The organism is Streptomyces sp. DI166 (assembly GCF_900091315.1).
GTDB lineage: Bacteria > Actinomycetota > Actinomycetes > Streptomycetales > Streptomycetaceae > Streptomyces > Streptomyces fuscus.
Genome location: NZ_FLSP01000011.1, coordinates 13,236 through 35,758, shown reverse-complemented (window position 1 = coordinate 35,758; position 22,523 = coordinate 13,236). Strand labels below are relative to the sequence as shown.

The 22,523-nt window shown below is 73.2% G+C and carries 26 protein-coding genes; 15 read left to right on the top strand and 11 right to left on the bottom strand.

Going from position 1 to position 22,523, the window contains the following annotated elements; translation table 11 throughout:
- Nucleotides 1-144 precede the first annotated feature (144 nt).
- The 4 genes from GA0115233_RS08090 to GA0115233_RS08075 all read left to right on the top strand — a co-directional run bounded on the left by GA0115233_RS08090 (nt 145) and on the right by GA0115233_RS08075 (nt 4,213).
- Complete coding sequence (locus tag GA0115233_RS08090; RefSeq protein WP_093719423.1) at nt 145-1,020, top strand: hypothetical protein; 876 nt, start codon at nt 145-147, stop codon at nt 1,018-1,020.
- A gap of 142 nt (nt 1,021-1,162) precedes the next feature.
- A complete protein-coding gene (locus tag GA0115233_RS08085) occupies nt 1,163-1,534 on the top strand; it encodes a hypothetical protein (protein ID WP_093719422.1) in 372 nt (123 codons plus the stop codon).
- 88 nt (nt 1,535-1,622) lie between these two features.
- The gene (locus GA0115233_RS08080) at nt 1,623-3,638 is read left to right on the top strand and encodes an NADPH-dependent 2,4-dienoyl-CoA reductase (RefSeq protein ID WP_093719421.1); all 2,016 of its coding nucleotides are present in this window, start codon (nt 1,623-1,625) and stop codon (nt 3,636-3,638) included.
- 32 nt (nt 3,639-3,670) lie between these two features.
- Entirely contained in the window at nt 3,671-4,213 is a 543-nt protein-coding gene (locus GA0115233_RS08075) for a PadR family transcriptional regulator (RefSeq protein WP_093719420.1), read from the top strand.
- Here GA0115233_RS08075 and GA0115233_RS08070 read toward each other — a convergent pair.
- The 3 genes from GA0115233_RS08070 to GA0115233_RS08060 all read right to left on the bottom strand — a co-directional run bounded on the left by GA0115233_RS08070 (nt 4,191) and on the right by GA0115233_RS08060 (nt 6,651).
- On the bottom strand, nt 4,191-4,793 hold the full coding sequence (locus GA0115233_RS08070) for a DJ-1/PfpI family protein (RefSeq protein ID WP_093719419.1): 603 nt from the start codon (nt 4,791-4,793) through the stop codon (nt 4,191-4,193). The genes GA0115233_RS08075 and GA0115233_RS08070 overlap by 23 nt on opposite strands.
- Nucleotides 4,794-4,916: 123 nt before the next feature.
- Nucleotides 4,917-5,459, bottom strand: a complete 543-nt coding sequence (locus GA0115233_RS08065) for a hypothetical protein (protein ID WP_093719418.1) — start codon at nt 5,457-5,459, stop codon at nt 4,917-4,919.
- 199 nt (nt 5,460-5,658) lie between these two features.
- Nucleotides 5,659-6,651 (bottom strand): fibronectin type III domain-containing protein, encoded by a 993-nt coding sequence (locus tag GA0115233_RS08060; protein WP_093719417.1) that lies wholly within the window; start codon nt 6,649-6,651, stop codon nt 5,659-5,661.
- Between the two features lie 406 nt (nt 6,652-7,057).
- Here GA0115233_RS08060 and GA0115233_RS08055 point away from each other — a divergent pair, with 406 nt between their 5' ends.
- Nucleotides 7,058-7,753, top strand: coding sequence for a glycoside hydrolase family 75 protein (locus tag GA0115233_RS08055; RefSeq protein ID WP_093719416.1), 696 nt, complete (start codon nt 7,058-7,060; stop codon nt 7,751-7,753).
- 3 nt (nt 7,754-7,756) lie between these two features.
- Here GA0115233_RS08055 and GA0115233_RS08050 read toward each other — a convergent pair whose 3' ends face one another.
- Genes GA0115233_RS08050 through dhaK form a run of 3 tightly spaced genes read right to left on the bottom strand, consistent with a single transcriptional unit; the run spans nt 7,757 to nt 9,799 of the window.
- Nucleotides 7,757-8,167: a PTS-dependent dihydroxyacetone kinase phosphotransferase subunit DhaM gene (locus GA0115233_RS08050; protein ID WP_093719415.1), complete on the bottom strand. Its 411-nt coding sequence runs from the start codon at nt 8,165-8,167 to the stop codon at nt 7,757-7,759.
- Nucleotides 8,160-8,759: a dihydroxyacetone kinase subunit DhaL gene (gene dhaL / locus GA0115233_RS08045; RefSeq protein WP_093719414.1), complete on the bottom strand. Its 600-nt coding sequence runs from the start codon at nt 8,757-8,759 to the stop codon at nt 8,160-8,162. The genes GA0115233_RS08050 and dhaL overlap by 8 nt, the downstream gene beginning before the upstream one ends.
- 47 nt (nt 8,760-8,806) lie before the next feature.
- On the bottom strand, nt 8,807-9,799 hold the full coding sequence (dhaK, locus tag GA0115233_RS08040; protein WP_093719413.1) for a dihydroxyacetone kinase subunit DhaK: 993 nt from the start codon (nt 9,797-9,799) through the stop codon (nt 8,807-8,809).
- Nucleotides 9,800-9,976: 177 nt separating this feature from the next.
- On the opposite strand from dhaK, the gene GA0115233_RS08035 reads away from it, so the two are divergent.
- The 4 genes from GA0115233_RS08035 to GA0115233_RS08020 all read left to right on the top strand — a co-directional run bounded on the left by GA0115233_RS08035 (nt 9,977) and on the right by GA0115233_RS08020 (nt 14,219).
- Nucleotides 9,977-12,343 carry an ATP-binding SpoIIE family protein phosphatase gene (locus tag GA0115233_RS08035; protein ID WP_093719412.1) on the top strand — a complete coding sequence of 789 codons (2,367 nt, stop codon included), beginning with the start codon at nt 9,977-9,979 and terminating at the stop codon, nt 12,341-12,343.
- A 54-nt stretch (nt 12,344-12,397) separates the two neighbouring features.
- Nucleotides 12,398-12,865, top strand: a complete 468-nt coding sequence (locus tag GA0115233_RS08030; RefSeq protein WP_093719411.1) for a MarR family winged helix-turn-helix transcriptional regulator — start codon at nt 12,398-12,400, stop codon at nt 12,863-12,865.
- A 102-nt stretch (nt 12,866-12,967) separates the two neighbouring features.
- A complete protein-coding gene (locus GA0115233_RS08025) occupies nt 12,968-13,846 on the top strand; it encodes an NAD(P)-dependent oxidoreductase (protein WP_093719497.1) in 879 nt (292 codons plus the stop codon).
- Nucleotides 13,847-13,928: 82 nt separating this feature from the next.
- Complete coding sequence (locus GA0115233_RS08020) at nt 13,929-14,219, top strand: DUF1876 domain-containing protein (protein WP_093719410.1); 291 nt, start codon at nt 13,929-13,931, stop codon at nt 14,217-14,219.
- Between the two features lie 21 nt (nt 14,220-14,240).
- Here the strand turns inward: GA0115233_RS08020 and GA0115233_RS40925 are convergent, their stop codons facing one another.
- Nucleotides 14,241-14,465 carry a DUF2180 family protein gene (locus GA0115233_RS40925; RefSeq protein WP_176711673.1) on the bottom strand — a complete coding sequence of 75 codons (225 nt, stop codon included), beginning with the start codon at nt 14,463-14,465 and terminating at the stop codon, nt 14,241-14,243.
- A gap of 71 nt (nt 14,466-14,536) precedes the next feature.
- Complete coding sequence (locus tag GA0115233_RS08010) at nt 14,537-15,349, bottom strand: EamA family transporter (RefSeq protein WP_255310094.1); 813 nt, start codon at nt 15,347-15,349, stop codon at nt 14,537-14,539.
- Nucleotides 15,350-15,507: 158 nt separating this feature from the next.
- Here GA0115233_RS08010 and GA0115233_RS08005 point away from each other — a divergent pair, with 158 nt between their 5' ends.
- On the top strand, nt 15,508-16,362 hold the full coding sequence (locus GA0115233_RS08005; protein WP_093719408.1) for a LysR family transcriptional regulator: 855 nt from the start codon (nt 15,508-15,510) through the stop codon (nt 16,360-16,362).
- Here the strand turns inward: GA0115233_RS08005 and GA0115233_RS08000 are convergent.
- Entirely contained in the window at nt 16,359-16,940 is a 582-nt protein-coding gene (locus tag GA0115233_RS08000) for an Rv1733c family protein (protein WP_093719407.1), read from the bottom strand. The two genes, GA0115233_RS08005 and GA0115233_RS08000, sit on opposite strands and share 4 nt — an antisense overlap.
- A gap of 255 nt (nt 16,941-17,195) precedes the next feature.
- Between GA0115233_RS08000 and GA0115233_RS07995 the strand changes: the two genes are divergently transcribed.
- The gene (locus GA0115233_RS07995; protein WP_093719406.1) at nt 17,196-18,167 is read left to right on the top strand and encodes an Acg family FMN-binding oxidoreductase; all 972 of its coding nucleotides are present in this window, start codon (nt 17,196-17,198) and stop codon (nt 18,165-18,167) included.
- Between the two features lie 11 nt (nt 18,168-18,178).
- On the opposite strand, the gene GA0115233_RS07990 is transcribed toward GA0115233_RS07995, so the two are convergent.
- Nucleotides 18,179-18,562, bottom strand: a complete 384-nt coding sequence (locus GA0115233_RS07990) for an STAS domain-containing protein (RefSeq protein ID WP_093719405.1) — start codon at nt 18,560-18,562, stop codon at nt 18,179-18,181.
- A 219-nt stretch (nt 18,563-18,781) separates the two neighbouring features.
- Here GA0115233_RS07990 and GA0115233_RS07985 point away from each other — a divergent pair, with 219 nt between their 5' ends.
- The 3 genes from GA0115233_RS07985 to GA0115233_RS07975 all read left to right on the top strand — a co-directional run bounded on the left by GA0115233_RS07985 (nt 18,782) and on the right by GA0115233_RS07975 (nt 20,957).
- The gene (locus GA0115233_RS07985) at nt 18,782-19,456 is read left to right on the top strand and encodes a helix-turn-helix domain-containing protein (RefSeq protein WP_093719404.1); all 675 of its coding nucleotides are present in this window, start codon (nt 18,782-18,784) and stop codon (nt 19,454-19,456) included.
- 117 nt (nt 19,457-19,573) lie between these two features.
- Nucleotides 19,574-20,014 (top strand): pyridoxamine 5'-phosphate oxidase family protein, encoded by a 441-nt coding sequence (locus GA0115233_RS07980; RefSeq protein ID WP_093719403.1) that lies wholly within the window; start codon nt 19,574-19,576, stop codon nt 20,012-20,014.
- Between the two features lie 130 nt (nt 20,015-20,144).
- Nucleotides 20,145-20,957 (top strand): universal stress protein, encoded by an 813-nt coding sequence (locus GA0115233_RS07975; protein WP_176711672.1) that lies wholly within the window; start codon nt 20,145-20,147, stop codon nt 20,955-20,957.
- 16 nt (nt 20,958-20,973) lie between these two features.
- Here GA0115233_RS07975 and GA0115233_RS07970 read toward each other — a convergent pair whose 3' ends face one another.
- On the bottom strand, nt 20,974-21,420 hold the full coding sequence (locus GA0115233_RS07970; protein ID WP_093719402.1) for a pyridoxamine 5'-phosphate oxidase family protein: 447 nt from the start codon (nt 21,418-21,420) through the stop codon (nt 20,974-20,976).
- 312 nt (nt 21,421-21,732) lie between these two features.
- Between GA0115233_RS07970 and GA0115233_RS07965 the strand changes: the two genes are divergently transcribed.
- Nucleotides 21,733-22,428 (top strand): response regulator, encoded by a 696-nt coding sequence (locus GA0115233_RS07965; protein WP_093719401.1) that lies wholly within the window; start codon nt 21,733-21,735, stop codon nt 22,426-22,428.
- The last annotated feature ends 95 nt before the right edge of the window (nt 22,429-22,523 follow it).

Sequence of the window (22,523 nt, the reverse complement as noted above, 5' to 3'; positions counted from 1 at the left end):
CGGGGCCGGGTGTCCGGGGAAGCGCCGGGAAGCCGGCCGGGGTGTTTCCCTACAGGTCAGGCATTGGTCTGTACATGACTATGCGAGCACGCCAAACTGTCCGCCGAAAACGCGCACCCACCCCCCAGTCAGAGGAGTCGGTTCATGCCCCTGCGCGCCCGGCGGCGCCGTCGTGCCGTCCTGTCCGGCCTCGTCGCCCTCGCCAGTGCCGCCGCCGTCCTGTCCGCCGCCCCGCCCGCCTCCGCCGCGGACACCTGGAACGAGGTCGGCTCCGACCGCGCCGACCCGCTCACCGAGAGCCAGGGCCTGGCCTCGGTCGAGGTCCCGGCGAACAGCCCCAACCGCTACACCGGCATCGGCACCATTCCCTTCGGGCTGCTGACCCGGGGCTGGAACCACGTCGGCGACCCGGACGCCTCGTACAACGGCTACTACATCGAGCCGTACCAGGCCGACTCCGGCACCGCGAAGATGTTCCGGGTGCAGGCGCCGGGCGGTGCCTGGTCGGAGTACGTGCACACGCTCAGCAGCGGCGAGGCGCTGAACAACTCCTGGGTCGCCATTACCCCGAACGGTCAGTGGATGCTGGCGGGGGAGTGGGGCACCATGAACCGCCTGCTGGTCTTCCCCACCCCCGGCGTCAACCCCGCCACCTCCCCGTCGGCGAACCTGCCGCAGGCGTCCACCGTCCACCTCGACCGGCCGGTGCGGGACGTGCAGGGCTGCGACTTCTCCGGCCCGACCACCCTGCTGTGCTCCTCCGACGACCCCGCCGGAACCCTGTTCGGCATGACCAAGCCGCTGCTCCAGATCGACCTGTCGGCCGAACCCGGCTCCTCGGACGTCAACGGGCGGGTCACCGCCCTGCGCCAGCTCCCCCTGCGCAGCGGCTGTTCCGGCAACTTCGAGGCCGAGGGCGTCGACTACGACCGCCGTACCGGGACCCTGCGGGTCATCGTGCTCTCGCCCGGCTTCTGCGTGCTGACCGACAGCAAGACGTACCGCTTCGTGCGGGGCTGAGCGGGCGCACCGCCCGGGACTGACCCGGCGCCCCTCTCGGGGCTGTACATCCCGGAATGTAGTGGTTTTCTGGGAGTGCGACACGGTGTCGCGGGGGAACCCGTCGCGATGCCGCGGCGCGGCCCCGAGAGGAGCGATCACGATGGACAAGGAACATCTGCACCCGGAATCCGTCTCCGTGGAGATCAGCGGATGCAGCAAGGAGGACGCCCGGATCGTCTTCGACGCCCTGTGCGCGTCCTTCACCTCCGACCGGTGCGCCGACGACGTACCGGAGGACTGGCACGAGACCCGGCCGACGGTGTGGCTGGGCACCTTCGACGTCTCCCACCCGCACAAGGCCGAAAGCCCGGCCGGACGGCTCTCCGCCTCCGTCGAGGCCGATGTGCAGGGCGGCTACTGGGCCATCGACCGCTTCCGCACGACGCTGCACGACCTGTTCACGGTGCACGACCTGGCCACGATGTCCGGCGATCAGGAGCGGGAGCTGCACGTACGACTGGAAAGCCGGTGACCTGGGTCTCTCCGTTGTGCAACTAGTTGCATAAACCGTGCGCGGTCCTCTACAACAAGGAGGACGACACCCGCGCACGGAGGGGCCCATGAGCCGTTACCCGAACCTGCTGAACCCGCTCGACCTGGGCTTCACCACCCTGCCCAACCGCGTCCTGATGGGTTCCATGCACGTGGGCCTGGAGGAGGCCGAGCACGGCTTCGAGCGCATGGCCGCCTTCTACGCCGAACGCGCGCGCGGCGGCGTCGGCCTCATCGTCACCGGCGGCATCGCCCCCAACGACGAGGGACGCCCCTACCCGGGCGGCGCCCGCCTCACCACCGAGGAGGAGGCCGAGCGGCACCGCGTCGTCACCGACGCCGTGCACGCCGAGGGCGGCCGGATCGCGATGCAGATCCTGCACTTCGGCCGGTACGCCTACCACCAGGACCTGGTCGCCCCGAGCCCGCTCCAGGCCCCGATCAGCCCCTTCCCGCCGCGCGAACTCAGCGACGCCGACGTCGAGCGGACCATCGAGGACTACGCCCGCGCCGCCCGCCTTGCCCGGCACGCCGGTTACGACGGCGTGGAGATCATGGGCTCCGAGGGCTACCTCATCAACGAGTTCATCGCCGCCCGCACCAACCGGCGCACCGACCGCTGGGGCGGCTCGTACGAGAACCGGATGCGCTTCCCGGTGGAGATCGTGCGCCGGGTCCGCGAGGCCGTCGGCGAGGACTTCATCATCGTCTACCGGCTGTCCATGCTGGACCTGGTCCCGGGCGGCTCCACCCTCGACGAGGTCATCACCCTCGCCAAGGCGGTCGAGGCCGCCGGGGCGACCATCATCAACACCGGCATCGGCTGGCACGAGGCCCGTATCCCCACCATCGCCACCTCCGTGCCGCGCGGCGCCTACACCTGGGTCACCAAGCGGCTCATGGGCGAGGTGTCCGTGCCGCTGGTGACCACCAACCGCATCAACACCCCCGAGGTCGCCGAGGAACTCCTCGCCGGCGGCTACGCGGACATGGTCTCCATGGCCCGCCCGATGCTCGCCGACCCCGACTTCGTCAACAAGGCCGCCGAGGGCCGCCCCGAGGCCATCAACACCTGCATCGGCTGCAACCAGGCCTGCCTCGACCACACCTTCAGCGGCAGGATCACCTCCTGTCTGGTCAACCCGCGCGCCTGCCACGAGACCGAGCTGGTGCTCTCCCCGACCCGGCTGCGCAAGCGCGTCGCCGTCGTCGGCGCAGGTCCGGCCGGACTCGCCTGCGCGGTCACCGCCGCCGAACGCGGCCATGACGTCACCCTCTTCGACGCCGCCGCCGAGATCGGCGGCCAGCTCAACGTCGCCCGCCAGGTCCCCGGCAAGCAGGAGTTCGACGAGACCCTGCGCTACTTCCGCCACAAGCTCGACGAGCAGGACGTGGACGTACGGCTCAACACCCCCGTCGAGGCCGCCGACCTGGCCGACTTCGACGAGGTCGTCGTCGCCACCGGCGTCACCCCGCGCACCCCGGACATCCCCGGCGTCGACCACCCCAGCGTCGTCGGCTACCTCGACGTGCTGCGGGACAAGGCGGACGTGGGGGAGCGGGTCGCGATCCTCGGCGCCGGAGGCATCGGCTTCGACGTCGCCGAGTACCTCACCGACGCGGGCGACAAGGCCAACGAGGACCCCGAGACGTACTTCCGTCACTGGGGCGTGGACACCTCCTACGAGGGCCCCGGCGGACTCGGCACCCCCGAGCGGCCCAAGCCGCCGCGCACCGTCCACCTGCTCCAGCGCAAGACCACCAAGGTCGGCGCGGGCCTGGGCAAGACCACCGGCTGGATCCACCGCACCGAACTCAAGCACCGCGGCGTCACCATGGTCCCCGGCGTGCGCTACGACCGTATCGACGACGCCGGGCTGCACATCACCGTCGGCGAGGAGAGCACCGTCCTGCCGGTCGACACCGTCGTGCTGTGCACCGGCCAGGAGCCGCGCCGCGACCTGTACGAGGAGCTGGTGGCCGCGGGCCGCGCCGCGCACCTGATCGGCGGCGCCGACGTGGCCGCCGAACTGGACGCCAAGCGCGCCATCAAACAGGGCACGGAGGTCGCGGCGGCGCTCTGAGCGACGGCGGTGGGGATCCCTAGGATGACGTCATGTCACTCCCGCACGCGATCCTCACCGCCCTGCTCGAAAAGCCGTCGTCGGGCCTGGAGCTGACCCGCCGCTTCGACAGATCGATCGGGTACTTCTGGTCCGCGACGCACCAGCAGATCTATCGCGAGCTGGGAAAGCTGGAGGCCGACGGACTGATCCGCACCCTCCCGTCCGAGCAGCCCGCCCGCGGGCAGAAGAAGAGCTACGAGGTCCTGCCCGCGGGCCGCGCCGAACTGGCCCGCTGGACGGCCGCCTCCCAGGACCCCAGACCGCACCGCGACAGCCTGCTGCTGCGGCTGCGCGCGGCGGCCGTGGTCGGCACCGAGGGCATCGAGGCCGACCTGCGCCGCCATCTCGACCTGCACCGCGAGCAGTTGGACGAGTACCGGCGGATCGAGGAGCGCGACTTCCCGCCCGGCAAGGACGGCCCCGAGGACCGCCTCCGCCATCTGGTGCTGCGGGCGGGCATCGACCTGGAGACCTTCTGGACCCAGTGGCTCACCCACGCACTGGAGGAGTTCAGCGAACTGCCGCGGGCATGACCGCGCGCAGCGCACGCTCCACGGTCTCCTCGTTCTCCCCGACCGGCGCCACGTAGTCGAGCACGCCGCGCGCCGCCTCCGTACCGAGGAACCGGGTGATCACCCAGGTGCCGAGGTACTGCGAGGCCAGACAGCCGCCCGCCGTGGCGATGTTGCCCTCGGCGTGGAACGGGGTGTCGAGCACGGTGACGCCCTCGGCCTCGACGTACGGCCTCGACTTGCTGTCCGTGCAGGCGGGCATGGACCCGAGCAGCCCGAGCCGGGCCAGCACCAGCGCCCCGGAGCACTGCGCGCCGACGAGCTGCCGCTCGGGGTCGAGCGGCAGCCGGGCGAGCAACCGGTCGTCGGCGACCACGTCCCGGGTCCGCACCCCGCTGCCGATCAGCACCGCGTCGGCCTCGGGCACGAACTCCATCGGGCGCTGCCCGGTCACCTCGACGCCGTTCATCGACGTGACCACCGGCGTCGGCGTCGTGATGAACGCCTCCAGACCGTCCTTGCGGCACCGGTTGACCAGCGCGGCGGCGATGAAGCTGTCGAGCTCGTTGAACCCGTCGAAGGTGACCACGGCGACCTGCATCACGACTCCTCGCACGGACGGCACGGACCGGGCCAGTCTTCCCGGCCCGCCGCCGGGCGGTCGAGGGCCAATCGGCGACCGGTGGCACGCCGGACGGCCGGAGGCCGTGCAGGTGGGCCGCGGTCAGAGGCGGTACGGCTTCGAACGGCGGCGCAGGAACCAGACCGTGGCCCCGGCCCCGGCGAGCACCAGGGCGCCGCCCCCGACCAGGGTGACCGTGCCGTAGTCCTTGGCGGCGCCACCGAGACCGCCCATGACGCCGCGTGAGGGCGAGGCCGTGGCGGAGATGCTCGGCGTGGCCGGCGCGGAGACGACGACCGCCTGCGTGCCCGCGGTCTGGTTGTTGAACGCGCACTGCACGATGACGGTGTACGTGCCCGGGCTGACCCCGGTCCAGGCGGCGGACTGCTGGCTGGTCGTGCCGGACAGCGCGACCTGGCGTCCCTGGGAGAAGTTCGTCTGACTGCTGGTGAGCAGCGAGGCGGTGCCCCAACTGCCGTTGGAGCTGGTCTGGCTGCACGCGGTGGTGACGACCGAGACCGTCGAGCCGCTGGTGCTCACCGAGATCCCGGACTGCGCGGCGGCGGTCGGGGCGGCCAGGGCGAGCGGCAGCGCGGCGGCGGCCACGGTCAGCCCCGAGCGGAGGAGTGGCGAAGAGTTGCGCATGTGGACTGCCCTCCGGCGGCACGGTTGGCGGAACATCCCTAGCGCCGCCGAGGGTGGGGAAACGCCCGTGCTGCCTCAGGGGCAGCCAACGTGCCCCCGGCTCCGCCCGCACGCGGACCGCCCCCGGGCAGGTGACGTATTCCATCGTCCGGCCCACGAGGCACGGCCAGGGCTGGCGCCGCCCACCGGCCTGTGCCGCTCAGTCCCCGGTCATCACCGTCCGCTCCTCGCAGAACCCGCCCCAGGTCCCGTCCGGCAGCAGCGCCCGTACCCGCACCCGGTGCCGCACCCCGGCCTCGGTCCCCGCGTAGAAGCTGTACTCGGCCCGCTCGCGCGGCGCGTCCCCGCCGAACACCACCGAGGTGGCGGCCCGCCCGTCGAGGTGGACCTCGTACTCCGTGACCACACCGTCCGTGCGCGGCGGCACCCAGCTTAGGTCGATGTAGTACGCCCCGTCCGAGGCGTCGCGGTGGCTCGTGGCCCGGAAACCGGTCGGCGCGGTGCCGCGTCCGTCGTCCCGGCCGGGCGTGGTGAGCCGGAGCGCCGGGCTCGCGGGGGAGGCGTTGTCGGCGGCGTCCCGGGCGCGCACGGTGAAGGAGTACCGCGTCCCCGGCCGCAGTCCGGTGACCACGGTCGCCGTCTGGTTCCCGCCCACACTGTGGATCTTCGTGCCGCCCTGATGGATGTCGTACGACACCACACCCCGGTCGTCCTTCGCCGCCGACCAGGACAGTTGCACCGCCCGGCTGCCCACCGCGCGCCCCCGCAGCCCGCCCGGCGCGGTCGGTGCCGCGCGGTCCGCGGGGCCCGTGGCGGGGGTGGTGGCACGGACCTGCGCGCTGGGCGGCCCGAGGCGGCCGTCGGTGTCCCGGGCCCGCACGGTGAAGGCATAGGTGGTGGCGGGCTTGAGCCGGACGACATCCACCATGTGCTCGGCGGCCGGGACTTCCTCGACCTTTGTGGAGCCGCGGTAGACCTCGTAGCCCTCGATGTCCTCGCCCGGTACCGCGTTCCACATGACGTGCACGCTGGTCGCGCTGCCCGCCTCGGCCGTGACACCGCGCGGCGCGCCCGGCAGCGGACCGTCGTCGGCCCTGCTCTGCCAGCCGCAGGAGGCGACGAGGAGGAGCGCGCCGCAGAGCGCGGCGAGCCGGTACGGGCGGGCGGGGACGGGAACGGGAACGGGTCGCACGACTCGGCCTCCCGGGGGACGGCGCCGCGCGGGCCGGGACACCCGCACGGCAATGGTCCGGACCAATATGACCCGGCTGACGCGATCACATCAAGAGGGCGGGGTTGGTGACCTTTCGGGAGGGTTACGTATGCTGGCCGTCTCACGGCCGAACTCCCCTTGAGAGTGTGGGAGTCAGGGCTGTTGGCGCGGACCGCTGTCGTCGCTGTCCCCGCGCCGGCCGAGCGCGGCCGGGAGGCCGGGCCGACACCCGATCGGCCTCCCGGCCGCCGCCGTTCACCCGTACTCGGTGCCGCCGCACGGGCGGCCTTCGTGCACCGTCTGGCCCCCGAATTGTGGCCGCATGATCCACCAGCCACCAGATTGGGCGGAGTGTCCGTCAGCGCCCCACCGGAGAGGCCCTATCGTGCGTGTCAAGTCGCTCACGCTGGTCGCGGCCAGCGCCGCCCTGCTCGCCCCGACCGCCCTGCCCTCCCCGGAGCCCGGCACCGAGGCATGGCCGGCGGTCCGGCCCCAGGGCGAGGTCCGCGCCGCCGAGCTGATGGACAAGGTGCGCGACTGCACCCGGATCTCACGCGGGCTGTACCGCACGGATGACGGAAGCCCCTCGACCGTCCCGATCTGCGGCACGCGCGACGCCGTGTTCTGGAAGGCCGACCTCGACATCGACTGCGACGGGCAGCCCGGACACCGCTGCAACAGCGAGACCGACCCGTACTTCCACGACGCCACCGCCTTCCAGCAGTCCGACGGCCGCTATCTGGACGCCGAACGCCTCCCGTACGTCGTCGTCCCCGCCCCCAGCCGGGTGTGGGACTACCGGGACCACGGCATCCGCGGCGGCTCGGTGGTCGCCCTCGTCCACGAGGACCGGGTGCGCTACGCCGTCGTCGGCGACGTGGGGCCGCAGGACATCATCGGCGAGGCCTCCTACGCCGCCGCCGAGGCACTCGGCATCCACCCCGACCCGCACGGCGGCGGAACGAAGTCCGGCGTCACCTACATCGTCTTCAAGGACAGCCGGGTGGAGCCCATCGAGGACCAGGAGGGCGCCGAGATGGTGGGGGAGCGCCTGGCACGCAAGTTCCTCAGCACGGACTGACGGCTACACCTTGCGGTAGGTGTACGCCTCCTCGGCGGCCGCCCGTACGGCGGCGAGGTCCGCGCCCGTGGACGCCGTGACGACCGCCGCCACCGCGCCCTCCACGAACGGGGCGTCCACCAGCTCGGTGCCCTCGGGAAGTTCGTCGCCCTCGGCCAGCAGCGCCTTCACGGTGAGCACCGCGCTGCCCAGGTCGGTGAGGACGGCGACGCCCGCGCCCCGGTCCACGGACGCGGCCGCCGCGGCGATCAGCTCGGAACTGGTGCCCAGCCCGCCGCCCTCGGTGCCGCCCGCCGGGGCGACCGGCACCGAGGCCGCGCCGCCCGCCAGCCCCTTCGCCAACTCGGCGACCGAGGCGGCCACTTCCGCGCTGTGCGAGACCAGCACGATCCCGACGAGCTTGTCCTCACTCACCGTTCGCCTCCGCCAGCGCCGCGATCAGCAGGGCCGACGAGGTCGCCCCCGGGTCCTGGTGCCCGATGCTGCGCTCACCGAGATAACTCGCCCGCCCCTTGCGCGCCTGCAGCGGAACCGTGGCCAGCGCCCCCTCCTCGGCGGCGGCCCGCGCCGCCCCGAACCCGGCGTCCAGCGCGTCCACGGCGGGCGACAACGCGTCGATCATGGTCTTGTCCCCGGGCGCCGCGCCCCCGAGCGCCATCACCGCCTCGACCCCCGTGCGCAACGCCGCCGTCAACTGCGCCTCGTCCACCTCCGCGGCATCCCCGAGCGCCTTGCCGGTCCGCCGCAGCAGCGTCCCGTACAGCGGCCCGGACGCCCCGCCCACGGTCGAGATCAGCTGCCGCCCGGCAAGGACCAGGATCGCCCCCGGGGTCCGCGGGTCCTCCTTCTCCAGGGCGGCGCTCACGGCGCGGAAGCCGCGCAGCAGATTGCTGCCGTGGTCGGCGTCGCCGATCGGCGAGTCCAGGGCGGTGAGCCGTTCCGCCTCACGTTCCACGGACGCGGCTGTCGCGGCCATCCAGCGGCGGAAGAAATCGGCGTCGAGCACGGAATCTCCTTGCGTGGTAGGTACGTTGACTCCGGGACCCGGCCCGCTCACATGCCCCAGCGCAGCCCGGCCGTCCGCACCGGCGCGTTCCACAACCGCAGCAGCTCCTCGTCCACCTGGCACAGGGTGACGGAGGCACCGGCCATGTCCAGGGACGTGACGTAGTTCCCGACGAGCGTATGGGCGACAGCGACACCTCGCTCGCCGAGCACACGCTGCACCTCGGCGTTGAAGCCGTACAGCTCCAGCAGTGGGGTCGCGCCCATGCCGTTGACCAGCACCAGCACCGGGTTGCGCGGCGGCATGTCCTCCAGGACCGCGTTCACCGCGAAGTCCGCGATCTCGCCGGAGGTCATCATCGGCCGCCGCTCCCGGCCCGGCTCACCATGAATGCCGATGCCCAACTCCAGCTCCCCGGAGGGCAGATCAAAGGTGGGACTGCCCTTGGCGTACGTCGTACAGGCACTCAGCGCCACCCCGAAGCTGCGCGAACTCTCGTTCACCTGACGGGCGACGGCCTCCACCCGCTCCAGCGGCTGCCCCTCCTCGGCGGCGGCACCCGCGATCTTCTCCACGAACAGCGTCGCGCCCGTGCCCCGGCGCCCGGCCGTGTACAGACTGTCGGTGACCGCGACGTCGTCGTTGACGAGTACCTTCGCCACCTGGATGCCCTCGTCCTCGGCGAGTTCGGCGGCCATGTCGAAGTTCAGCACGTCACCGGTGTAGTTCTTCACGATGAACAGCACACCGGCGCCGCTGTCCACGGCCGCCGCGGCCCGCACCATCTGATCGGGCACCGGCGAGGTGAACACCTCCCCCGGACAGGCGGCCGACAGCATCCCGGGCCCCACGAACCCGCCGTGCAACGGCTCGTGCCCCGACCCGCCACCGGACACCAGCGCGACCTTCCCGTCGACCGGCGCGTCCCGCCGCACGATCACCCGGTTCTCCACGTCCACGACCAACTCGGGATGAGCGGCCGCGAGGCCCCGCAGCGCGTCGGCGACCACGGTCTCCGGGACGTTGATGAGCATGCGCATGGGTACCTCCTGGTGAGCTGGGCGACACCTGCCGGACCACTGTCGGCAGTATCTGCCCTGAGGCGGGCCAGGTCACGCGCCTGGCGCAGCCCACCGCACATCCGGGCCGGTGGGCGCCGATAATGGAACCGTCTGCGGGCGGGGCACAGTGCGGTGTCGAGCCGAGCGAGGGGTGCCATGAGTGGTTCCAACGACCACGTCGGCCCCGGCTCGGGTGTGCTCGACGGGCTGGTCACCGCCGTGCTCGACGCGGACGGCACCGTGCTGCGGTGGTCGCGGGCCGCGGCGGAGCTGGTGGGGTTCGAGGCCCGGGAGGTGTGCGGGCACTCGATCCGGGACTTCGTCGGCGACGGGGGAGACCCCGGGGCGCTCTTCGGACGGGTGCGCCTGAACCGGCGGGGCGGGGGCGGCATCGAGGTCGACTACCGGGTGTTCCCGCTGGCGGACTGTGACGAGGTGCTGGTCGTGGCCGCACCCGTCCGGGGATTCGACGACAGGGCCCTGGGAGCCGCCATGGCGCGGGCTCTCTTCGCCCAGGACGCCATCGGTGCCTCCGTCCACGGCCTCGATCTGTCGCTGCTGCGCGCGAACGGGTTCCCCGCGATGCTCGGCGCGCCCGCCGTGCGGCCCGGGAGCAGGCTGCGGGACATTCTGGTGGCCGAGGACGCCGAGGACATCGAGGAGTCGCTGCGGCAGGTGCTGGAGTCCGGGGAACCGCTGGTGGGGAACGAGCTGCGGATCCGGTCGCGGTGGGCGCCGGACCGGGAGCGGTTCTTCCGGATGTCCGCCGTACGGCTGGAGGACGAGCAGGGGCGCCCGGCGGGGGCCGCCGCCGTGTTCACGTACCCGACCCGGCAGCGGCGGGCCCGATCCCATCTGGACCTGCTGCGGGAGGCGGCGATCAAGGTCGGGGGCTCGCTGGACGTCCGGCGCACCGCGCAGGACCTGGCGGAGTCGGTCTGCCCCGGGCTCGGCGACCTGGGGGCCGTCGATCTCGCGGAAGCCGTGCTCAGTGGCGACGAGCCGCCGCACTGGTCCGGCGGCGGCGATCTGCATCTGCGTACCGTCGCCTCGGCCACCGGCGAGTTCCCGGGCCGCATCCGGCCGGACGAGCCCCTGCCGCCCTTCCCCGACCACGCCGACCTGCGCAACCTCCAGCGCGGCGAGACCCTCGCCATGACCCGTGCGGAGTTCGAGGCGGCACTGGACGACCCGGAGCTGGTCGAGATCCTGGCGCCCGAGGAGTGGTACTCGGTCGTCATCGCACCGCTGTACGCGCGTGGCTTCGTGCTCGGCAACCTCCAGGTCTGGCGGATCACCGACCCGGAGCCGTTCACCCGCGAGGACATCGACCTGGTCACCCAGATCGCCTCCCAGGGCGCCCTCGCCATCGACAACGCCCGCCGCTACACCCGCGAGCACCGTGCCGCCGTCGCCCTCCAGCAGCGGCTGCTGCCCCGCGCCACCACCGACACCCCGGCCGCCGAGACCGCCGGGCTCTACCGTCCGGCCGGCGGCGGCGCCGAGATCGGCGGCGACTGGTTCGACGCCATTCCGCTGCCCTCGCCGCGGCTGGCCCTCGTCGTCGGCGACGTCGCCGGCCACGGACTGCACGCCACGGCCACGATGGGACGCCTGCGCGCCGCCATCCACACCCTCGCCGACCTCGAACCCGACCCCGGCGAACTGCTCACCCGCGTCGACGCGCTCGTCCAGCGCCTGGCGCACGAGGCCCCCGTCGAACTCCGCGACACCGTCAGCGCGACCTGCCTCTACGCCGTCTACGACCCGGTGACCTGCCAGTGCGCCTTCGCCAGCGCCGGTCAGACCGCCCCGGTCGTGCTGCGCCCCGACGGCACCCGACAGGAGATCCGGATCGCGCCCGGCCCGCCGCTCGGGGTGGGCGGCATGCCGTTCGAGGTCAGCACGGTCGAGGTCGAGCCCGGCAGCCTCATCGCGCTCTACACCAAGGGGATGGTCGCCGGTGACGGCCGCGATCCCGACGAGGGGCTGAGCCTGCTCACCGACAGTCTCTCGGCACACATCTGCCGGAAGACTCCCCTGGACTTGATGGGCGCCGCCGTCCTCGGCGACGTCGGGCTCAAGCCCGGGCGCGAGGACGTCACCCTGCTGCTGGCCCGGACCCGCGCCGTGCCCGGCGACCACATCGCCCACTGGGAGTTCCCGGCCGACCTGACCGTGGTGGGCGAGGCCCGCGAGAAGATCACCGGGCAGCTCGCCGACTGGGGGCTGGACGAACTCGCCTTCACCACCGAACTGGTGGTCAGCGAACTGGTCACCAACGCCGTCCGCTACGCCGGTGGCCCGGTGAGCCTGCGCCTGATCCGGGAGGACGTCCTGGTCTGCGAGGTCACCGACCCCAGCAACACCCAGCCCAGGCTGCGCCGGGCCCGTACCACCGACGAGGGCGGGCGCGGGCTGTTCCTGGTGGCCCAGCTGACCACGCGCTGGGGGTGCAGGTACGGGCAGACCGGCAAGACCATCTGGACCGAGCAGCCGCTCGACGCCAAGGACGAGCACTAGGCATCGGTCCTTCCAAACCTGGATGATGCGTCAACTTCCTCCTACACTTCCCGTATGACACAGACGGTGCGGTGGCTCACCGACGAGGAGCAGCACGCCTGGCGGAACTTCGTCCGTATGCAGGAGAAGCTCGGTGCCCGGCTGGGCCGGTCACTGCAGGCCGACTTCAACCTGTCGTCGGCCGACTTCGCCGTCCTGGTGCACCTCACGGACGTACCGGAAGGGCGCCTGCGCTACCAGGACCTGAGCCGGGCGCTCGAATGGGAGAAGAGCCGGATGTCCCACCACATCGCCCGGATGGTCTCCCGGGGCATGGTGGCCCGCGAGGAGTGCCCGGAGGACGGCCGCGGCGCCTTCGTGGTGATCACGGACGCGGGCCGTGCCGCCATCGAGGCGGCCGCACCCCGGCACGTGGAGACAGTGCGCGCCTTGTTCCTCGACCACATCACCCCGGAGGAGCTGCGCACCCTGGCCCGTATCTCCGAGCGGGTGGTCGCCCACCTGGAGGACGGGCGGTCCTGACGGCGGGAGCCGCTGGATCTGGCCCCGCGCGACGACGCGGTGCAACGGAGCGGCGGGCTGACCGGCAGCCTGGCGCCGACGACGAAACGGAAGGCGAACGTCATGACCGACAGGCTCACCGTCGCGGTGCTCGGCACCGGGATCATGGGGGCCGCGATGGCCCGCAATCTCGCCCGGGCCGGACACCGGGTGCGTGCTTGGAACCGCACCCGGGCCAAGGCCGAACCGCTCACCGCCGACGGTGTGCTCGTCGCGGACGGTCCCGCCGAGGCCGTGCGGGACGCCGATGTCGTGCTGACGATCCTGCACGACGGTCCGGCCGCCCTGGACGTCATGCGGCAGGCCGCGGGCGGGCTGCGGCCCGGTACGGCCTGGGTGCAGTCGACCACCGCGGGCCTCGACGCCCTCCCCGGCCTCGCCGACTTCGCCGGCGAGCACGCACTGGTCCTTTACGACGCCCCCGTGCTGGGCACCCGGCAGCCCGCCGAGGCCGGCCGGCTGACCGTGCTGGCGGCCGGTCCGGTGGAGGGCCGGGAGAAGGTCACGCCCGTCTTCGACGCCGTCGGCGCCCGTACGGTGTGGACCGGCGACGACGGGGCGGAGGGCACCGCCACCCGGCTGAAGCTGGTCGCCAACTCCTGGGTCATCGCGGCCACGGCCGCCACGGGGGAGACGCTGGCGCTCTCCCGCGCCCTCGGCGTGGACCCGCAGCAGTTCTTCGACCTCATCGCGGGTGGGCCGCTCGACATGGGCTATCTGCGTGCCAAGGCCGGTCTGGTCCTGGAGGAGCGGCTCTCGCCGCCCCAGTTCGCGGTGTCCACCGCCGCGAAGGACGCCCGGCTGATCGTCGAGGCGGGCGAGCGGGGCGGAGTCCGTCTCGACGTCGCCGCCGCGGGCGCCGCCCGGCTGGAGCGGGCCGCCGCCCAGGGGCACGGCGAGGAGGACATGGCGGCCGCGTATTTCGCGAGTTTCGACGAGTGACAGGCGCTGCGCGGGGCGGGGCGGCGTACCACGATGGAAGGGGTACCGGACGTTCGTCCGTCCGCTCGACGAGGAGGCCGCGATGTCCCATACAGCGGAATGGCAGGTACACCTCTACCTCGCCGAGGAGGCGGGGACTACCAGTGCGCGGGTGGTGCTGGACACCGGGGACACCTCGCTCACCGGCCGCGGCACCGCGCACTGCAACCCCGAGGACCGGGACGTACCGGAGATCGGCGCGGAACTGGCCGCGGGCCGTGCCCTCCAGCATCTCGCCGGGCAACTGGTGACCGCCGCCGCGCACGACATCGAGGCCATGGGCGCCGCCGAGCCCGCCCCGGCCTCCCGGCAGGCGACCGGCTGGTCGATCTGAGGGCCGGGCGCGGGGAGCGGTTCAGCCCGCGTGCCTCACCTGGCCGGAGGCCTCGGCGTCGTGGCAGGTCTGGCAGGTGACGCGCCGGGCCGCGCGCGGTCCGTAGGTCTGGCCCAGGCCGGCGTCGTGGTGCACGAGCTGTTCGGCGACCTTGGCGTGTTTCAGACACACCCCGCATCCGCAGCGCACACACGCCGCTACCGCGGGGGTGGCCGAGTCCTGAAGTGCGCATTCGTAGCAGTGCACGACGCACCTCCTTCGTCCCGTCCTCCTTCCATCGTCCGGCCTGCGGCACCCGCGCGCACGGGCCGACCGGGCTATCCCGCCTTCCCCGCCCTCCCCCGCAGGGCCAGGACGTTCGCGGCGACGATCGCCCCGATCCCGGCCCACTCCGCGCCGCCCAGCCGCTGCCCGAGTCCGACGAGGCCGACCAGGGCGGCGAGCACGGGGTTGACGCTCATGAACAGGCCGAAGGCGCGGGCCGGGACGTACCGCAGGGTGAACACATCGGCGAGATAGGGCACCGCCGAGGAGAGGACGCCAGCCGCGACCGCGCAGGCCACGGCCCCGGGCGTCGGCGGCTGCCGCAGCGCGATCACGATGCCGACCGGCAGGAACAGCAGGGCGGACAGGGCCGCCGCCGCCCCCGACCCCTGCGCGCCGGGGACGCGGCGGCCGACGGTCCGGTTCAGCAGGATGTACGACGCCCAGCAGGCGGCGGCCAGCAGGCCCAGGGCCATGCCGACATAGTCGGCGGAGGGCTGTGGGCGCATCAGGACCACGACGCCCGCGGCGGCGAGCAGCGAGTACAGGGCGTCCACGCGGCGCCGGGAGCCCGCCAGGGCGATGGCGAGCGGGCCGAGGAACTCCAGGGTGACCGCGAGGCCCAGGCCGATGCGGTCGATCGCCGTGTACAGCGAGAGGTTCATGGTGCCGAAGACCAACGCCAGCAGCACGATGGGCCACCACTGCCGCCAGGTGAAGGCGCGCAGCCGGGGCCTGCCGACGGCGAGCAGGACGACGGCGGCCACGTACTGGCGCACCGCGACCACGCCGACCGGGCCGAGCACCGGGAAGGCGAGCGATCCCACGGCGGCGCCGGTCTGGTTGGCGAGGCCGCTGCCGAGCATCGTGGCCACACCGGCGAGGCGGACCCGGCCGGACTCGGGCGGTGCGGCGAGGACTTCGGGGACGGAGGCGGATGCGGTTCTGGCGCGCATGCAGGCATGGTGAGCCGCCGTCATCCATACGCAAAATGCACCCGGCGAGGGATCTATACGCTTGGGTTATGGATGTGGAGCTCCGTCAGCTGCGCTGCCTGGTCGCGATCGTCGACGAGGGCGGCTTCACCGACGCGGCCATCGCCCTGGGCGTCTCCCAGGCCGCGGTGTCCCGGAACCTCGCCTCCCTCGAACGCGCCTTGGGGGTACGGCTGTTGCGGCGCACTTCCCGGGAGGTGACCCCCACTGGGACCGGACAGCGGGTGCTGGCGCACGCCCGCCGGGTGCTCGGCGAGGTGGACGACCTGGTCCGGGAGGCCGCCTCCGGTCATGAGCGGCTGCGCGTCGGGTACGCCTGGGCCGCCCTCGGCAGGCACACCAAGGCCTTCCAGCGCCGCTGGACCGAGGCCCACGCCGGGACCGACCTCCAACTGGTGCGCGTCAACTCGCCCACCGCGGGGCTCGCGGAGGGCGCCTGCGACCTGTCCGTGGTACGGCGGCCCCTGGAGGACCGGCGGTTCGACACGGCGCTCGTCGGGCTGGAGCGGCGGCTGTGCGCGCTGGCCGACGACGACCCGCTGGCCCGGCGCCGCTCGGTACGGCTCGCCGATCTCGCCGGGCGCACCCTGCTCGTCGACCGCCGTACCGGCACCACCACCCCCGAGCTGTGGCCGCCGGACACCCGGCCCGCCACCGAGGAGACGCACGACGTCGACGACTGGCTCACGGTGATCGCCACGGGCCGCTGCGTCGGCATGACCGCGGAGGCGACGGCGCACCAGTACCCGCGCCCCGGAGTGGTCTACCGTCCGGTCCGGGACGCGGAACCCATCGCCGTACGGCTCGCCTGGTGGCGCGACGACCCGCATCCGGCCACACAGGCGGCGGTGGAACTGCTGACGGCCCTGTACCGGGGGGACTAGCCGGTCTTGCGGCGCCACTCGGGCTCGACCAGCTCCCACTCCTGACCCCAGCGCGCCACCCGGCGGTGCTCCAGGTGCTGGCGGACCACCTTTCCGGTGCCGTACACAGCGCCGGCGAGGAACAGGGCGGCGCCGGTGCCGAGGACGGCGGCCTCCACCGCGGCCTCGGTACGGTCCGGTGGTTCGGTGGCGAGTTCGCCCCTGCCGTCCACCCAGACCACGACCTCGGTACCGGCCTTCAGACCCCGGTCCACCAGGGTCTCGTCGGTGTGCGTGGTGCCGTCGTCGGTGGTCCAGCGGACCTTGCCCATGGCGTGGTCGCTCGCCGCACCGACCGACTTCGCCGACTCGGGAACGTCGGCCTGCAGCACGGCCCGGGTCGGGTGGCGGTCCGCGCGCTGCGCGTCGAAGCCGTCGACGGCGTTGCGGGCCGTCACCAGGCCGAGGACGGTGCCGCCGACGAGCATGAGCAGCCAGACGGCCAGCACGACCCAGCCCTCCACGATGTCCTCGCGGCGGCGCAGCGGGTTGGCCCGCCAGCGCCACAACCGCACCTTCGCGCACCGCGTGCCGTCCATCGGTCCGCACCTCCCCTCGTGCCTCCCTGCCGACGGTGGCACGCGCGGGGCGGCGGCGGGAGGGGCCGAGCGGGCGGGACGGATGGGCCGATCGGTCCAACCCGAGGCCCGACGGGCGCTGTTCACCGGGCGAGGGTGGCTCGCCGGGCACGCACGGACCGTCGGACCCGGGGTCGGGACCATCGGCCTCTCACGGCGGCGGGGTGCCGGTCCGCACCCTCGAAGAAAAACACCGCTCGGCGGGAGGAGCGCATCATGCACAGCACGATCCTGGACGCCACGGCCCTGGAGACCTGTGTCGCGGCGGCCGTCGTCGCCCCCTCGCTCTACAACTCCCAGCCCTGGCGCTTCCGCCTCGACCCCGAGACCGTCACCTTCCACATCCGCGCGGCCCCCGCACCGGGACTGCGCTTCACCGATCCGGACGGCCGGGCGGTCCATGTCTCGGTCGGGGCGTGCGTGCTCAATCTCCGGGTCGCGATGGCCCACTTCGGCTGGACACCCCGGACCCGGCTGCTGCCGGCGCCCGCGGACCCGGCGCTGCTGGCCACGGTCCGCCCCACCGAGACAGGGGCCCTGGATCCCTCGCAGGCCGAGCTGTACGAGGCCCTGTGGCGCCGGCACAGCAGTCGGCTGCCGTTCACGGGCGAGCCGCTGTCCCCGGTGCTGTGCGCGGAACTCGCGACCGCGGCGGCCGTGGAGGGCGCGGACCTGCTCTTCCCCGACGCGGCGGAGACTGCACGTCTGCTGGCGCTCACCGCGGAGGGCGAACGGCGCAACCGGGCCGACCCGGACCGGGCCTCGGAGAGCCGCCGCTGGGTGCGCGAGGACCCGTACGCGTACCCGCGCACGGGGCTGCCGCTGGCGACCCTCGGCCCGCAGGACGCCCGCGAGCATCTGCCCCTGCGGGACTTCACCGCCGAACGCCACGCCGAGCGCCTGCCCGCCCGCTCCTTCGAGCGGTCGCCGTTCATCGCCCTGCTGACCACCGCCCACGACCGCCGCACCGACTGGCTGCGCGCCGGCCAGGCCCTGGAACGCGTCCTGCTCACCGCGACCGCCCGCGGCCTGCGCTCCTCCCTCCTCCACCAGCCCCTGGAATGGCCGGACCTCAGGCACGAGGCAAGCCCCCGCACGGGCCACGCCCAGATACTGATCCGCCTCGGCCACGGCCCCCAGGGACCGGCCACACCGCGACGGGCGGTCGAGGAGGTGATCGAGGGGTGACGGCGGTGAGGTCAGCCCGTCGTCGGTGAAGCCGCGCGGCGCGGGGCGAGCGCGTCGGACAGGCGGGGGTACAGCTCGAAGACGCCGAGCAGACCCGTGGCGCGCAGCAGACGCAGGAGGCGGGGGCTGTCCGAGACCAGGCGGAGCCGCCCGTGGCGGGCGAGGGCACGGGCCCTGGCGCGGCACAGGACGCCGAGGCCGGTGCAGTCGATGAAGGTCACGTCCCTCAGGTCGAGGACCAGGTCGGGCACCGGCCGGGCGGTGAGGGCGTCGAGTCCGGCCGTCAGCGAGGGCGCGGCCAGCAGGTCCAGTTCCCCCCGCAGGGCCACGACGTCGGCCTGCGGCTCGGCGTGATCCGGGAGCGGCGGCATCGACCGGATGAGGTTCTCGGACATGCCTCCGAAGGCAACCGGAAACCGACGGCGCGGCGGAAGGGCCGTACGGCCCCGGGCCCGCCCGTGCGGTGGGGCCGTACGGACTCGGTGGGCGCATTCGATGCCGACCGGCGCCCCCACCGGGGCCGACCGGCCCAAGCGCCGTCCGGGGGCGCCCCCGGACGCTGGAGAAATCAGAGGAGTATCCGCTCGGGGGCCGACAGGAGGAGGTGGCGGGCCATGGCCGACCAGACCTTGTCGATGGCGACCCAGCCCTTGCCCGTGGGCGACCTCGGGCGGCGTATCGCGCTCCGGCGCAGGCAGCTCGGTTTCTCCCGCGCGGAGACCGCCGCTCGCGCCGGAATGGCCACCAGCTATCTGCGCTACCTGGAGGAGCAGCCGGTCGTGGCCCCGGGCATCGGAGCACTGATGCGGCTGGCCGGCGCCCTGCAGACCACGGTCGCCGAGCTGACCGGCGGTGACGTCGAACGGCCGCCCGGACCCGGACGGGCCGCGCGGCACGCCGAGTTCACCGAGCTGACGGCCGAGGAGTGCCACGCCCTGCTCTCCACCCACGGAGTGGGACGCCTGGCGGTACCCACCCCGACCGGTCCCGTCGTCGTGCCCGTCAACTACGCCGTGGTCGACGGCGGCGTCGCCTTCCGCACCGCCCCGGGTTCGATTCCCGCGCTCGCGGCGGGCCGTCAGGTGGCCCTGGAGGTCGACCGCATCGACGACGCGTTCAGCACCGGCTGGAGCGTCCTGGTCCGCGGAACCGCCGACGCCGTCGACGACCCCGCCGAGGCACACGACCTCGACGAGCACGCGTACTCCGAGCCGTGGGCGGGCGGAACGCGCCCGCTGTGGATACGGATCGAGCCGCGCTCCGTCAGCGGACGGCGGATCACGGTGTGACAGGGCCGTTGGCGTACGGCACCGGGACCGTTGGCCCTTCGCGGGGCACCGGCCCGTGACCAAGCATGGAGGAACACGCGGCGACCGACAGCGACCAGGGGAAAGACAGGGCAGGCCATGTACCGCAGCGACGGATTCCGTGAACTGGACCGACAGGAGTGCCTGCGGCTGCTGGCCAAGGTGCCGGTCGGACGCATCGTGCACACCCGGCACGCGCTGCCCGCCGTCCTGCCCGTGAACTTCTCCCTGGCCGACGACGGCGCCGTACTGCTGCGCACCGCCGCCGGCTCGGAGCTGGTGCGGGCCGTGGACGGCACTGTGGTCGCCTTCGAGGCCGACCAGGTCGACGCGGCCACCCAGTCCGGCTGGAGCGTCATCGTCACCGGCCCCGCGGCGGTGATCACCGACCCCGCCGAGGTCGCCCGCCTGGAGCACACCGGGCCCCGCTCCTGGGTGCCCTCGCCGTCGGAGGTCTTCGTGCGCATCGAGCCGGAACTGGTCACCGGCCGCGAACTGGTCGGCGGACGCACGCTGTACGGCGTGCGCCTGTCCTCCTGAGCCCCGTCCTCCTGAGCCGCACGGTCCCGGCCGGCTGGGCCGTACGGCGCGCGGCCGGGTTCACCCGGCCCCTGCCCCGGACGCCCGAGCGCGAGAAGCATCGGGGGCATCGGACAGGAAGGGAGGAGCCATGACTCCCCAGTACGTGGTCGTCGGAGCGGACGGGTCCCTGAACGCCGTACGGGCCCTGGACTGGGCCTCGGACGAGGCGGCGCGGCGCGAAGCCGCCCTGCGGATCGTGTACGCCGTGCCGGACCGGGACGAGGCCGCGCCCGTGCTCGGTGCCGCGGTCGCCCGTGCCCACGCACGCCACCCCCGGCTGCGCGTGGCGTCGAAACCGGTGACCGGCGGCCCCGTGGCCGTGCTGGCCCGGGAGAGCGAGGGCGCCGCCCTCACCGTCGTCGGCACCCGGGGCCTGGGCCCGGTCTCCGGACTGCTCGCCCGCTCGGTGAGCCTGGGCCTGGCGGTGCACGCGGCGGGGCCGCTGCTGGTCGTACGCGGCGACCATCCCTGCGACGGGGAACGCCGGGTGCTGCTCGGTCTGGAGAGCGACGAGGACGCCGAGGCCGCCGCCTACGCCTTCGCGGAGGCCCGACGGCGCGGTGTCGGACTGGACGTGGTGCACTGCTGGACCCACCGCCACATCACCCCCGAGCTGCCCTCCCCGATCCCCGCGACGAGCCCGGGGCAGCGGGAGCTGGCCGTCACCGGCCGCTCCGAGGGCGCCGTGGCGCGCTTCAGCCTCGCCGGACTCAAGGAGCGGTTCCCCACGATCGACGTGGAGACCCGCACGGTGCGCACCGGACCGGCCCGCGCCCTGCTGGACGCCACGGCCGACGCGGCCGTGGTGGTGATCGGTACCCGGCGCCGCCGTCCCGGACCCGTCGCGCACACCCTGCTGCACCGTTCGCACTGCCCCGTCGTCCTGGTGCCGACGCGGTGACGGCGGCGTACCGGGGTCAGGTCGCCGCGAGCCTGATCCCGGTGACCAGGTCGGGGCGGATGCGGACCGCGTAGTCCATCGTCTGCTGCGACCAGGGGTGCAGCATCGACGCGTAGCGGGCCAGTTCGTCGGGGTCGGTGACCAGATGGGCGTAGCCCGTGACGACGACGCTCCAGCCGAGGTGGGTGACCGGGTCGATGGAGTCGGCCTCGTAGGCAACCACCACGCCCGGTGATCCGGCCTGGCGGGTCCGGGAGGTGAGTGCCGCGCCGTCGTGCGTGCGGATGATGATGTCTCCGCCGTCCAGGACGTGGTTCACCGGGCGGATCGTCGGCAGGGCGTGCTGCGTGAAGACGATCCGGCCGAAGGAGACACTGCCCAGCAGCCGCAGCGCCTCGGCACTGTCGAGCTCGATGCTCCGGCGTGGTCCTGTGGCGGTGGGGCTGCCGTTCGTGTGGGGCATGGCGGGCTTCCGTCAGGTCGTGAACGAGTGAACTCTCGTTGTGTCCGAGTTCGATCAGATCATTCGAACCTGAGTGACACGGGGCGAGCTAGGGCCGTTCGGCCCCTGCCCGGGTGTCCGGGCGGCCCCTCAGGATCGGGACGGGGGCGTTTCCTCACGCCTGCCGGGTACCCGTAGGTCGGATGTCGGAATCAGGGGCCGACCGGCCCTGTCCTTGGGCCCCTTCCGGGACGAGGATTCCAGCAGGGGGAGTGACCGACGGCCCGTGGACCGGCCACCGGGGACCACGGCGAACACGACGAGGAGCAACCGATGGCGGACGGCGCGCGGCCGGGCCCCGGCGACCCGATCCGGGTCTTCCTGCTGGACGACCACGAGGTCGTACGGCGCGGAGTGCACGACCTCCTCAACGACGAACCCGACATCACCGTCGTCGGCGAGGCCGCCACCGCCGAACAGGCCCTGGCCCGGGTACCCGCGCTGCGCCCCCAGGTCGCGGTCCTCGACGTCCGTCTGCCCGACGGCGACGGGGTGAGCGTCTGCCGCGAACTGCGCTCCCGCCTGCCCGAACTGGCCTGTCTGATGCTCACCTCGTTCGACGACGAGGAGGCCCTGCTGGACTCGATCATGGCCGGCGCCTCCGGCTATGTGCTCAAGCAGATCCAGGGCTCCGACCTGGTCTCCGCCGTGCGCACCGTCGCCTCCGGCCAGTCCCTGCTCGACCCCAGCGCCACCACCAGGCTGATGGCCCGGCTCCGGCACGACCAGGAGCACGAGGAGGAACCGGACCCGCTGCCCGGACTGACCGCACGCGAGCGGGAGATCCTCGACCTCATCGGCGAGGGGCTGACCAACCGGCAGATCGGCCAGCGCCTCTACCTCGCCGAGAAGACCGTCAAGAACCACATCTCCCGCCTGCTGGCCAAGCTCGGTGTGGAGCGCCGTATCCAGGCCGCGGTCATCGCCACCCAGGTCCAGGACCGGGCGCGCCACCAAGAGGGGCATTAGGCCCACCTCTCGGCCCCGACCGGCCCCTGCCGCGTCCGCCGTCCCGCCAGCAGGCTGGAAGCGCACCGGACACCACCGGACCGACCCTGGGGAGG